This is a genomic window from Bradyrhizobium sp. MI1.7 (assembly GCF_055811795.1).
The window spans coordinates 106114-117945 of record NZ_JBVVPO010000024.1 but is presented as its reverse complement, the minus strand read 5'-3'; the positions used below and the strand labels follow the sequence as shown (position 1 = coordinate 117945).

Here is an 11832-nt window from a genome sequence, read left to right as displayed (position 1 = left end):
TATGGGTCCCGGGCTCGCTTCGCGCCTCGGGACGACGGCGGCTATTTGGGCGACAGCTTGCCCAAAAACCCCGTCAGGTCATCCGTGACGTGGTCGACATGGGGCGCGTCCCGGCCCTCCAGTTCCCAGTCCTCCCGCACCACTTCCTTGGTGCCATCAGGCACCACCAGCACGGTGGTCATGCCGAGCGCGTGCGGGACGGTGAGGTTGCGGGCGAGGTCTTCGAACATCGCGGCTTTGGTCGGATCGACCGCATGGTCGGCGAGGAATTTTTGATAGGTCTGCGGCGACGGCTTCGGCTCGAACCCGGCGGCGATGATGTCGAACACGCCGTCGAAATGCGTTGCCAGGCCGAGCCGCGCCAGCACGGCATCGACATGGTCGACCGAGCCGTTGGTCAGGATCAGCTTGCGCCCCGACAGTTTTGCTATGGCTTCGCCGAGCGCCGGGTTCGGCTCCAGCGGCGAGTGGTCGATCTTGTGGACGTAGGCGAGGTAGTCGTCGGCGTGCACGCCGTGCAGGGTCATCATGCCGCGCATGGTGGTGCCGAAGCGCTGATAATAATCCTTCTGGATCTTGCGCGCTTCCTCCGGGCCGACGTTCAGCCAGTTGCAGACGAACTCCCCGATCCGCGCGTCGACCTGCTGCCACAGATTGACGTGATGCGGGTAGAGCGTGTTGTCGAGGTCGAACACCCAGGTGTCGACATGGGCAAAGGTGCGCGAGGAGGTCATATCAAATCTCTATCGGTTGGGTGCAAGCGCCGCCCCACTCTCCGCTGTCGTCCCGGACAAGCGTAAGCGCAGATCCGGGACCCATAACCACAGGGAGGAATCGTTTGCGGGATCGTAGTTACATCGTGCCCAACAACTGCGGCCTGTGGTTATGGGTCCCCGCGTTCGCGGGGACGACAGCGGAGTTTGTGGCGCGGTCTGACCCATCACGGCATCGCAAAGCGCAGCGTCTTGCCGCCGCTCGACATATCCACCACGCCAAAACCCGTCGCCGCGAATCCGCGCGCGCCGCAATCGGCCTGCTCGTTGGTCTCGAACTTGGTCTCGCGCGTGCACAGCTGTTTGTCGCCGCCCCAGTTCAGCGGCTTGTCTTTCAGCTTGATGACGCGGTTGTCAGCATCGATGGCCTCCGCGAAGCTGAAGATCTGCTTCGGCTGCCCGGTCACATCGGGGTGCAGGCACGTCTTGGGATCGATGCGATACCAGCCGCGGCTGGTCACGGACTTGCCGTCGTCGGTGGCGACCGCCGCCATCACCTTGTGCGGCGTGTCGTTGCACCAGGTGAGGCCGGTTGCAGAAGGCGTCTGCACCGCATCGACCATGGTCTTGAAGAAGTTCGGCGACGACATGATGTCCGCCGCCAGTCCGCGGCTCTTCAGGAAGGCGGCAAGTGCTGCTTGCGTCTTCGGCCCGTCGACGCCGTCGATCGGCGCCGCGTCGTAGCCCGCGATCACCAGCAGCCGCTGGATGCCGGCGAGGCGGGCCTGCTCGTCGTCATATTCGGAATCCTCGGCGAGATAGGCCGTGAAATTGCCGTCCGCGGCTTGCGTCGGCGTGATCTGGGTGAACGCGGCCTGGGTCTGGCCGCTGCGGCATTGCCGCGCAGCCGCGATAACGAAATTGTCCTGTGCCACGCACAGCATGTCGCTGCCGTTCTGCGGGATTGGCGAGGCGCCGTAAACGCCGAGCGCGCGGGCGTTGAGCAGGATGCGGTCGGCGGTCAGCGTGCCCTGCACCACGACGCGGCAGGTGGCGGGATCGATCCTGAACCAGCCGCGCGTCGCGGTCGCCGCCTTGTCGTCGATGCCGATCGCGGCCTCGACAACATAGGACATGCGGTTGCAGATTTTCAGGTCGGCCAGGGCGGGCGCGGAGGAGAAGAAGAACGAGACGGCTGCCGCGGGCAGCGTCATCAGCAAGCGGGTCAGGGTCGAGCGGCGGGGACGACGCGCTCGCTCGACATGCCCGGCCTTGTGCCGGGCATCCACGTTCTTGGCGCGAGACGAAAGGTCGTGGATGGCCGGGACAAGCCCGGCCATGACGGCTTGCTTTGGCCCGCTCATCATCACTTATGGATCAGCGTTCCCGTGCCCGTGTTGGTGAAGAGCTCGAGCAGCACCGCGTGCTGCATCTTGCCGTCGATGATGACGACGCCCTCCACGCCCTGTTCGAGCGCGTAGATGCAGGTCTCGACCTTCGGAATCATGCCGCCGGAAATGGTGCCGTCGGCGATCAGCTTTCGCGCGTCCTTCACCGAAAGCTGCGGGATCAGCTTCTTCGACTTGTCGAGCACGCCAGGCACATCGGTGAGCAGCAGCAGGCGCTTCGCCTTCAGCGCGCCGGCGACCGCGCCGGCAAAGGTGTCGGCGTTGACGTTGAGCGTCTGGCCGTCCTTGGAGGTCGCGAGCGGCGCCAGCACCGGGATCAGCTCGTAGCCGATCAGCTGGTTGAGCAGCGTGAGGTCGACCTTCTCGGGGTCGCCGACGAAGCCGAGATCGATCGCCTTCTCGATGTTCGAACCCGGATCGACGATGGTGCGCGTCGTCTTCGACGCCTTCACCATGTTGGCGTCCTTGCCCGACAGCCCCACGGCCTTGCCGCCGGCTTCGTTGATGTAGCCGACGATCTGCTTGTTGACGGAGCCGGCCAGCACCATCTCGACGATCTCGATGGTCGCGGCATCGGTGATGCGCAGGCCCGCTGCGAACTCCGACTGGATGCCGAGGCGCTTGAGCATGGTGGCGATCTGCGGCCCGCCGCCATGCACCACCACCGGGTTGATCGCGGTCTGCTCGAGCAGCACGATGTCGCGGGCAAAGTTCTTCGCGGTCTCCTCGTCGCCCATGGCATGGCCGCCATATTTGATGACGATGGTTTCCTCGTCATACTGCTGCATGTGCGGCAGCGCTTCGGACAGGATGCGGGCCTGGTCGAGCGGGGAGATGTCGGTCATGAGGCGGATCTCGCTGGCGGGACTGTCGGTGCGCGTTCTATCCGATTGGCGGGCGCGGCGCAAAGTGTGACTGGCATGTCGCTCTCGTGTCCCCGGACGGAGCCTCGTAGCCCGGATGGAGTGCAGCGTAATCCGGGGCCGGTGCCTGCGGTAAGAATCCCGGATTACGCTGCACTCCATCCGGGCTACAGGTCAGCGCTTTGCCACCACCGCTGCGAGCGTCACCGCCAGCCAGCTCAGGATCATCACCGTTCCACCCGTCGGCGCGGCATACGGAAACAGCGAGTGCCCCGCATATTGCCGCAAGGTGAGATCGCCCGCGAACAGCGCGGCGCCGATCACGAAGCCGAACGCCGCGATGAGGCCAATTCCGCCGTGCAGAAGGCCGCGCGCGAGCAGGGCGACACCTGCGAGTATGGCAGTTGCGTGAAACAGCAGCATGGCGCTGGCGGAGGCGAGCCGGCTGGCGTCGGCGCCGTGGGCCGAGGCGGCGGCCAGCGCGACGCCGGCGGCGCCCATCAAACCGGCAAGCCCAATCAGCAGGTGGAATGCAGGCGTCACGAGGTTCGCTCTTCCAGCAGCTTCGCCATCGCGGCGCGCAGTTCGGCCATGCCGGTCGAGCTCCGTGACGAGGTCGCGAGCACGTTCGGAAACGCCGCCGGATGTTTTGCCAGCGCGGCCTCGGTCTCGGTGATGCGGGACTCAAGCTCGGACGCCTTCACCTGGTCGGCCTTGGTCAGCACGATCTGGTAGCTCACCGCGGAACGGTCGAGCGTCCCCAGGATTTCGAGGTCGACGTCCTTGAGGCCATGCCGCGCGTCGATCAGCACGTAGACGCGTGCGAGTGAGGCGCGCCCCAGCAGGAATTTGTGGATCAGCTCGGTCCAGGACGCGACTTGCGTCTTCGGCGCCTTGGCGTAGCCGTAGCCGGGCATGTCGACGAGGCGCAGGTCCTTCTTGCCGGGGACCTCGAAGAAGATCAGCTCCTGGGTGCGGCCCGGCGTGTGCGAGGTGCGCGCAAGCGCGTTGCGGCCGGTCAGCGCGTTGATCAGGCTGGACTTGCCGACATTGGAGCGGCCGGCAAAGGCGATCTCCAGCCCGTCCATCGGCGGCAGCGTCGCAATCGAGGGCGAGGCCCAGATGAACTGCCAGTCGCGGGTGAACAGCTTTCGCCCGGTTTCGATCAGCTTCGCATCTTTGTCGTCGGTCATGCGAAGATCTCACCTCTCGTCATGGCCGGGCTTGTCCCGGCCATCCACGTCTGTCCACACGGTACCCTCCAAAACGTGGATGCCCGGGACAAGCCCGGGCATGACGATGTGGAGGCATTTGCGCCCAACAATGACTGCGCTACGTCGCCTTCTTCGCGAACGTCGCCTTGAGATTGTCGAACAGCTCCACCTTCACGCCGTTGCGGCGCATGATGAAGCTCTGCTGGAGCACCGAGAGCGTGTTGTTCCAGGCCCAGTAGATCACGAGACCGGCCGGGAAGCCCGCCAGCATGAAGGTGAAGATCAGCGGCATCCAGTTGAAGATCAGCTGCTGGGTCGGATCCGGCGGCGTCGGGTTCAGCTTCATCTGGAACCACATCGTGATGCCCATGATGATCGGCCAGATGCCGAGCGCGAGGTAGTGGCCGAACACCGGAATCGTCGTCGGATCGAACGGGATCAGGCCGAACAAGGTGAAGAGGTTGGTCGGATCGGGCGCGGAGAGATCCTTGATCCAGCCGAAGAACGGCGCGTGCCGCATCTCGATGGTGACGAACAGCACCTTGTAGAGCGAGAAGAACACCGGGATCTGGATCACCACGGGAAGACAGCCGGCGACCGGATTGATCTTCTCCTTGCGGTAGATCTCCATCATCTCCTGCTGCTGCTTCACCTTGTCGTCGGGAAAGCGCTCCTTCAGCGCCTGGAGCTGCGGCTGGACCGACTTCATCTTCGCCATCGAGGCGTAGGACTTGTTGGCCAGCGGGAAGAACAGCAGCTTGACGATCACGGTGACGAGCAGGATCGAGATGCCGAAATTGCCGAAGAAGCGGTAGAAGAAGTCGAGGCCGAGGAACATCGGCTTGGTGATGAAGTAGAACCAGCCCCAGTCGATCAACAGATCGAAATGGTTGAGGCCGAGCTCCTTGTTGTAGCCGCCGAGGCCGGCGAACGGGAACACGCCGACCACGCCGGCTTCCTTGGCGCCGGCGAACAGCCGCGCGTTCGCAGTCGCGGTGCCGCCGATCGCGACGGTGACGGGGTCGAGCAGATAGTCGGTCTGGTAGGTGTGGACGTTGCCGACCGGGTTCGACGAGAAACGCGCCTGGAGCTGCGCACTGGTGTCCGGCAGCAGCGCCGAAGCCCAGTACTTGTCGGTGATGCCGAGCCAGCCATTGGTGGCCTTGAAGTTCACCGCCTTGGCTTCGTCGATCTTCTTGTAGGCGTATTCCTGCAAGCCATCGAGATAGCCGATCAGGCCTTCATGCAGGATGTAATAGCCGGAGACCTGCGGCGTGCCGTGGCGCGAGATCAGCGCGAACGGGTAGAGCGTAACAGGCGCGTTGCCGACATTGCTCACCTCGTCCTTGAGCGTGAAGAGATAATGGTCGTCGACCGCGATGGTGCGGCGGAAGGTGAGGCCCTCGCCATTGTCCCATTTCAGCACCACCGGCGTCGTCGGCGTCAGGCTGCCGCTGCCGTCCTGCTGCCAGAGGGTCTGGGCGTCCGGCAGCTTGGCCGTCACGCCCGTCGCCGGCACCCAGCCGAACTCGGCGTAATAGGGTTCTGCGGTGCCCGAGGGCGAATAGAGCACGATCGGCGGCGACTTCGGGTCGACCGTCTCGCGGTATTGCACCAGCGCAATGTCGTCGATGCGGCCGCCCTTCAGCGAGATGCTGCCGGCAATCCGCGGCGTGTCGATCTTCACGCGCGGGCTGGCTGCAATCGCGCTTTCGCGGGAAACGACCGGCTGGGCCTGGTTCGCGGCCGGTGTTGCCGGCTGGGCCGCGCTGCCGGGCTGCGGCGCGGCGCCCGGCGTTGCGGAGGCCGTCGGCTGCGGCGTGTTCTTCTGGAGCTCGGCCTGCGCCTGCTGCTGGGCGCGCTGCTTCTCCATCGCCGGCACATTGTAGAAATATTGCCAGGCGATCAGGACGAGGCCCGACAGAATGACGGCGAGGATGGTATTGCGATTGTCGGTCATCACTATTGTCTCGTCATCAATCCGGTTTGCGGCTGGTCGCAGGAGCGGGGCCGGGCCTTGAGCCGTCGGTTCTTGAGCCGCGTCCCTTGTGCGTATGCCGCGCAGGCTTCGTGAACGCTATGCGCAGATCGTCGAGCATGGTGGCGAAGTCGCGCGAGAGCGCGTCCCTTCGGCCGACCAGTACATAGTCATGATGGGGCTGCATCGACACCGGGTCGAGCCGCTTCACCAATTCGCGAAGCCGGCGCCGGATGCGATTGCGCTGGGGGGCGTTGCCGTTCTTTTTGGTAACGGTGAAGCCGATCCGGATCGGGCCGCTGTCGTCGCGGCGGCGGCTTTGCAGGACGAACGCGGGACTATTCGCCCGCGCGCCATTGGCAACGGCGAGGAAATCCGCTCGCTGCCTCAGCCGATCCATGATGAAATCCCAAAAATGGGGGTCCGGCTCAGGCGCTCAGACGCTTGCGGCCGCGGGCGCGGCGGGCGGCGAGAACCTTGCGGCCGCCGGCAGTGGCGAGACGGGCACGGAAGCCGTGACGGCGCTTGCGCACCAGTTTGCTGGGTTGATAAGTCCGCTTCACGGGTTTTTCTCCGCTGACCGGGCAATTTGCCTGTAGAATTGATGATAAAGTCCGGAAGATGCGGCCCAAAACGGGCCCTTTTCGGCCCCAAGAGAGCCGCTCCCGGCGTGCGCACCGGGTCATCGCGGACAATTTGCGCGGCTTATATGCGAGCGTCTTCTTTTCGTCAACGTCGCAAGAGCGCGCTGTTCCGGTGAATATCACTGTTTGTGCGGGGTTTTTAACCCTTGAGGTGGCGACTCGCGATATCAGAGCTTACATCCCACCTTGAGAGATTAGCGATCCGTAATTTGACCGGCCCCCGGCCGGGTCGCATCCTTCATCAGCCAGGCTCTATTACAAAGCCAACAGGGGCGAATTTCGTGGCAGCGACAGACCTCCAGCCGGTCCATGATACGGATCAGCCGGGCCAGCCGGCGATGCGGCCGCGTGGGCCCAGCGGGCTCGGGCTATCCGGCAAGCTGCTGCTGCTCACCGTCCCCCTGGTGATGATCGCCGCTGTCCTGCTCTACGTGCCCGCCATCGCCAACTTCTGGGTCAACCGGCTCAATGACCGCGTCGCGGCGGCTAACACCGCCGCGCTGGTGCTCGACGCCGCCCCGCTCGGCATGGTCCCCGAGTCGCTGTCGCGCGAGATCCTGAAAAGCATCAATGCGCGTGCCGTCGCCATCAAGATGGGGCAGCAGCGACGGCTGCTCGCCAGCGACAACCTTCCCACGGCCATCGAGCATGACATCGACCTGCGCGACATGACGGTGTGGGAGGCGATCACCGGCTCGTTCCGGATGATGCTGGAGACCGGCAACCAGGCCATCCGCATCGTCGGGCCCGGCGTCGGCAATGCCCAGTTCATCGAGATCGTGACCGATGAGCTGCCGCTGCGGCAGCAGATGTATCGCTTCTCCCGCAACGTCGTGGTGGTCGCGCTGATCATCGCGGTGCTGACCGCGGGCCTCGTCTATCTCGTGCTGCATTATCTCTTCGTGCGCCCGATGCGGCGGCTGACCGCGAGCCTGGTCGGCTTCCACGAAAACCCCGAAAGCTCGGCGCGGATCATCGTGCCAAGCCAGCGCAGCGATGAAATAGGCGTCGCCGAGCGCGAATTGTCGGACATGCAGCGCGATCTGATGTCGATGCTGCACCAGAAGAGCCGGCTCGCCGCCCTCGGCCTCGCCGTCTCCAAGATCAACCACGATCTGCGCAATCTGCTCGCGTCGGCCCAGCTCCTGTCCGACCAGCTCGCCAGCGTGCCCGATCCGCGGGTGCAGCGCTTTGCGCCGAAGCTGGTGCGCTCGCTCGAGCGCGCCATCGCCTTCTGCCAGTCGACGCTGTCCTACGGCCGCGCCCAGGAAGCGGCCCCCGACCGCCGCATGATCATGATCGAGCCCGTGGTGCTGGAGGTGCGCGAAACCGCGGGCCTCGCCAGCGACGCCTCGATCGCCTGGGTCGCCGCGATCGAGCGCGGGCTTGCGGTCGATGCCGATCCCGACCAGCTCTTCCGCGTGCTGCTCAACCTCGTCCGCAACGCCGCCCAGGCGCTGGAAAGCCATTCGTCGGGCGACGGCGGCGCCCAGCAGATCCGGATCACGGGAAAGCGCGAAGGTGCCGTCGCCATCCTGGAGGTCTCCGACACCGGCCCCGGCGTCCCGCAGAAGACCCGGGACCATCTGTTCGAGGCGTTCCAGACCTCCGGCCGCCCCGGCGGCAGCGGGCTTGGCTTGGCGATCGCCGCCGAGCTGGTCCGTGCCCATGGCGGCGAGATCCATCTGGTCGAGGGCACCATCGGCGCCACCTTCCGGATCGTCATCCCCGACCGCCCCGTGGAACTCCTCTCCATCCGCAACGAGCGGCAGAGGGCGTAGTCGGCCAGCGACCGAGCCTCTTTCGTCATTCCGGGTATCGAGCACTCATCTATCCGTCATTCCGGGGCGCGACGAAGTCGCGAGCTATGGTGCGCTATTGCGCACCTGAGAATCCATAACCACCAGCCGGGGTTATGGATTCCGGGCCTGGCCCTTTGGGCCATCCCGGAATGACACCGAAACCCTCATCTCCCTACAAAATCTCCCCAATCCAGACCTTGCCAATCGAGGCAAGAGCGGTTAGTCAGAGCGCTCTTTCGCACCCCTCCGGCGCTGTCCGGAGGCTGCCTGCGGGCCTAGCCCGCACTGTTTGCGAAAAACGCGCCCGTAGCTCAGCTGGATAGAGCATCAGACTACGAATCTGAGGGTCGGACGTTCGAATCGTTCCGGGCGCGCCATTTGCAGTCTTGTTCCACTGCAGGAACCCCCTAGTTTCTAATGGCCCGTTATTCATTTGCCGTTCAAGGCATCGTTCCTATATTGTGCGCCTACGGAAATGGAGTGGGCCATGCTGCGCCTCTTCGGAATTTATGCTTTTGGGATGCTTCTGACGCTGGCTGCTCTGTCGCCGGCGTTGGCGACCGTGACGCCTCCGTAAGCCTGCGCCCTTGATCGGACCACGCGAACAGGTGAGCCTATCCGCTCAGGTCGGCTCGTGCCTTCTCAATCTTCAAAAGCTGCTGCCTTAGCAACTCCTGAACCGAGACGGCGAGGCTCGGTGCGATTCGCTCCAGATATGGCCGATGCGATCGTTCGCGATCGATCCTGGCCAGATCATCGACGACTTGCATTCCGAGTTTGACGGCGCGCTCGGCTTCGTCGAGCCGCTTTTGCTGGGCGACCTGGTCATCCAACTTGGCGCGCAGCATGGTATAGGCAACGGCGTTCTCGGCGAACCCGAGCAGCGATTGCCCATAGATCACCTCCCGCTCCGGAAATTTGGTGCCGCACGACATGTCGAAATTGGCGAGTCGATGGGCGGCGTCGTTCACCGCTTCGGCAAGTTTCGCGGCGTAGTCTGGATGCTCCAGTGCCCGGTGGATATAGGTGTACTCCATGGTCACGTAGGACGTGTACAGGCCCCCCCAAAGCTTCATCCGTGTTTGCGATTCATCCGATTCGCATGTTGCCGGCCGCTTGAAGGTGAGCGGGCATGTCGTGGGACACTGCTTATTCAACGCCTGGAAGAAATCGACCTTCAACAACCGGCTCTTGAGGCCGTCGATTGTCTCCTGGAGATTTTGCAGGTGCTCCGTCCGGACGATGGTGGCTGCTTGTGAGTTCTGGTCTTCCAGCCATTCTTCCACATAGGTTACGAGCATCGCGCGTATGCGCAGGGCGAACCATTCGTCCCTGACCTGCAGCATTGGATTGGCCGCATATCTTCGCTGTTGTTCGTCGCTTGAATTTGTCTCCCGTCGTTCTCGGAGCCAGTTGTCCAGAACGGCGGCTGCAGCCTCGTGTTGTCCAGCTTGCGTCATCAGGCTAGCACGACCGATCGCGAAGTAAGGCAGCGTCTCCAGCCCGCGCCGGTTGGCTGGCTGTGGTGTGATCATCTTCTCCAGATTTCGGAAAACATAGTCGAGCCGGTCCTGGACATTGTCCGACCTGGCTGCGCCATCCGACCGGGTGAACTCGGACAGCGTTTCGCGCAGGCACCGACCGGCATACGTGTCGTCGTCGATTGACGCCGGTTTTTCGTTAGGAGGGCAATAGATATCATACCATGGCTTGCAGGCCTCGAAGGTTTTTGGAGACGTCGATGACAAGGCGATATCCACCGCCATGCGAAGGCCGTTATGAACGAAGTCCGAGCTGACCTGCTTCAATCCGGCTTCGAACTCCCTCGGGTCGATTGCCGGGCCGCGGGCGGCCGCTCGGCGATCGAGTGCTTCAAGTCGGCGGAATACGTTGCTGTAGCTTGCGAGATATCTTTCGACAGGACCGGAATCCGCGGATTGCTCGAACCAGGCGGACAGACACTGCAACGGAAGTGCGATGGTGGACTGCGTGAACGTCTCGCTGCTGCGCAAGTCGTCGACCGGCATATCCGAAACCGGCCTATCCTGCGGCCTTCGGGTGAATATCTCGGTCAAATAGTCCTTGTCGCGTCTGATGATGAGGTGAAGCCTCGCGAGATTTTGCAGGCCGTTCGGTCCCCCGGCCGCATATGTTTCCTTGCTGGCGCTCGGAATGGTCGTCGATGCGAGCCGATCCCGGCTGCCCTGCTCCTTGGATGCAAACGACAATTCGGCGACGCCGAGCTTCACGGATGACAAGCTTCTTGCGTACTGCTTGATCAGGCCCGACCCCTCGCCACCGAGGACTCCCAGGAGGAACAGGAGTGCCAAGCCCGCCCCTGCGAACATCTGGCCGCGGGTCAAGTCCTCATTGGCGCGGTGAACGACGACACTGTTGATCCAGATCGCAAACAGCGGGCCGAAGATGAAGCCAATGATGACGTTGACCTCATACCTCGCGAGTGTGCTGAATGGTGATGAGACCTCATGGATGGTCAGGACACCAAGCAGGATTACAAGGACAATCAGAAATTGGACCATCCTGCGCAACGCCCGTGCAGCAGGCCCTTGCAGACCCAGGGTTTCCTCGCTGAATTCTATGAAGCTTCCCTGTGGCGGCCATTGCGTGAATGCAATCAACTCGAACAGCGCGAATGCTATGGTGGCAGACAGGATGAATGCAGTCATTCGCGGTGCCCCTCTCGCGTGTCCCGACCAGCGGCGGACGCGGTCAACAGAGCTGCTCGATCGACTGCGCAAAAAAACCAATGCGGGGCGCATTATAGATATGGTGTAGCTTATGGTTGCAAATGCTTTCTGATGTGACTAAAATTTCGCGTGGCCGGGATTTCCACCAATGAAGCTTTTTTCGCAGATCATGCTGATTGTCGTGGGACTCGGTGTGATCTATTTCGGCTGCAATCTGCTGTTTCAGCACGAAACGAATGAGTTCGCGTTCCAGAAGAATCTTCTGGCCACGTTCCAGACAGAGTATCATTGGCGGTCGATCGGCGTTGCCTATGGCGGCATCGCCACGGTGATAGTCGGGGCTGCAATGATGGCCGTTGCAGCCATCGTGGCCCGCCTCGGCTGAAATCACCTCGGGTCGCAATCCGGTTACGTCGCGAGCGGCTGCCGGAGCGCGCTACTCGCGCCTGGCTCACTCCGGCAGTTGCACCGCGGCGAAGCGGCAGTGCCCATCTTTATCGG

The 11832-nt window shown here is 63.2% G+C and carries 11 protein-coding genes and 1 tRNA gene; 3 read left to right on the top strand and 9 right to left on the bottom strand.

The features are described from left to right. Positions 1-41: 41 nt before the first annotated feature. The 8 genes from AC0L3X_RS22450 to rpmH form a co-directional block, all read right to left on the bottom strand. Positions 42-734, bottom strand: a complete 693-nt coding sequence (locus AC0L3X_RS22450; protein WP_063979812.1) for a pyrimidine 5'-nucleotidase — start codon at positions 732-734, stop codon at positions 42-44. Positions 735-940: 206 nt separating this feature from the next. After that, a complete protein-coding gene (locus AC0L3X_RS22445) occupies positions 941-1927 on the bottom strand; it encodes a DUF1036 domain-containing protein (protein ID WP_063985919.1) in 987 nt (328 codons plus the stop codon). 152 nt (positions 1928-2079) lie between these two features. Continuing rightward, the gene (gene argB / locus AC0L3X_RS22440) at positions 2080-2967 is read right to left on the bottom strand and encodes an acetylglutamate kinase (protein ID WP_063979811.1); all 888 of its coding nucleotides are present in this window, start codon (positions 2965-2967) and stop codon (positions 2080-2082) included. Positions 2968-3159: 192 nt separating this feature from the next. Next, on the bottom strand, positions 3160-3486 hold the full coding sequence (locus tag AC0L3X_RS22435) for a DUF423 domain-containing protein (RefSeq protein ID WP_063985914.1): 327 nt from the start codon (positions 3484-3486) through the stop codon (positions 3160-3162). 38 nt (positions 3487-3524) lie between these two features. Then, positions 3525-4178 (bottom strand): ribosome biogenesis GTP-binding protein YihA/YsxC, encoded by a 654-nt coding sequence (yihA, locus tag AC0L3X_RS22430; protein WP_063979810.1) that lies wholly within the window; start codon positions 4176-4178, stop codon positions 3525-3527. 139 nt (positions 4179-4317) lie between these two features. Then, positions 4318-6159 carry a membrane protein insertase YidC gene (gene yidC / locus AC0L3X_RS22425; RefSeq protein ID WP_063979809.1) on the bottom strand — a complete coding sequence of 614 codons (1842 nt, stop codon included), beginning with the start codon at positions 6157-6159 and terminating at the stop codon, positions 4318-4320. Between the two features lie 16 nt (positions 6160-6175). Continuing rightward, complete coding sequence (gene rnpA, locus AC0L3X_RS22420) at positions 6176-6577, bottom strand: ribonuclease P protein component (RefSeq protein WP_063979808.1); 402 nt, start codon at positions 6575-6577, stop codon at positions 6176-6178. A 28-nt stretch (positions 6578-6605) separates the two neighbouring features. Next, entirely contained in the window at positions 6606-6740 is a 135-nt protein-coding gene (rpmH, locus tag AC0L3X_RS22415) for a 50S ribosomal protein L34 (protein ID WP_008542748.1), read from the bottom strand. 362 nt (positions 6741-7102) lie between these two features. Here rpmH and AC0L3X_RS22410 point away from each other — a divergent pair, with 362 nt between their 5' ends. After that, a complete protein-coding gene (locus AC0L3X_RS22410) occupies positions 7103-8602 on the top strand; it encodes an ATP-binding protein (protein ID WP_094183985.1) in 1500 nt (499 codons plus the stop codon). 321 nt (positions 8603-8923) lie between these two features. Next, positions 8924-9000 (top strand) — tRNA-Arg (locus AC0L3X_RS22405). A gap of 237 nt (positions 9001-9237) precedes the next feature. Here AC0L3X_RS22405 and AC0L3X_RS22400 read toward each other — a convergent pair. Next, positions 9238-11310 carry a hypothetical protein gene (locus AC0L3X_RS22400; RefSeq protein ID WP_063985913.1) on the bottom strand — a complete coding sequence of 691 codons (2073 nt, stop codon included), beginning with the start codon at positions 11308-11310 and terminating at the stop codon, positions 9238-9240. 169 nt (positions 11311-11479) lie between these two features. On the opposite strand from AC0L3X_RS22400, the gene AC0L3X_RS22395 reads away from it, so the two are divergent. Beyond that, entirely contained in the window at positions 11480-11716 is a 237-nt protein-coding gene (locus AC0L3X_RS22395; protein WP_063985912.1) for a hypothetical protein, read from the top strand. Positions 11717-11832 lie beyond the last annotated feature (116 nt).

Bases quoted from the DNA above. Each gene is read 5' to 3' on its own strand.
- yihA (WP_063979810.1), bottom strand. From the start codon at position 4,178: ATGACCGACGACAAAGATGCGAAGCTGATCGAAACCGGGCGAAAGCTG.
- AC0L3X_RS22450 (WP_063979812.1), bottom strand. From the start codon at position 734: ATGACCTCCTCGCGCACCTTTGCCCATGTCGACACCTGGGTGTTCGAC.
- AC0L3X_RS22445 (WP_063985919.1), bottom strand. From the start codon at position 1,927: ATGACGCTGCCCGCGGCAGCCGTCTCGTTCTTCTTCTCCTCCGCGCCC.
- AC0L3X_RS22400 (WP_063985913.1), bottom strand. From the start codon at position 11,310: ATGACTGCATTCATCCTGTCTGCCACCATAGCATTCGCGCTGTTCGAG.
- rnpA (WP_063979808.1), bottom strand. From the start codon at position 6,577: ATGGATCGGCTGAGGCAGCGAGCGGATTTCCTCGCCGTTGCCAATGGC.
- yidC (WP_063979809.1), bottom strand. From the start codon at position 6,159: ATGACCGACAATCGCAATACCATCCTCGCCGTCATTCTGTCGGGCCTC.
- AC0L3X_RS22395 (WP_063985912.1), top strand. From the start codon at position 11,480: ATGAAGCTTTTTTCGCAGATCATGCTGATTGTCGTGGGACTCGGTGTG.
- argB (WP_063979811.1), bottom strand. From the start codon at position 2,967: ATGACCGACATCTCCCCGCTCGACCAGGCCCGCATCCTGTCCGAAGCG.
- AC0L3X_RS22435 (WP_063985914.1), bottom strand. From the start codon at position 3,486: ATGGGCGCCGCCGGCGTCGCGCTGGCCGCCGCCTCGGCCCACGGCGCC.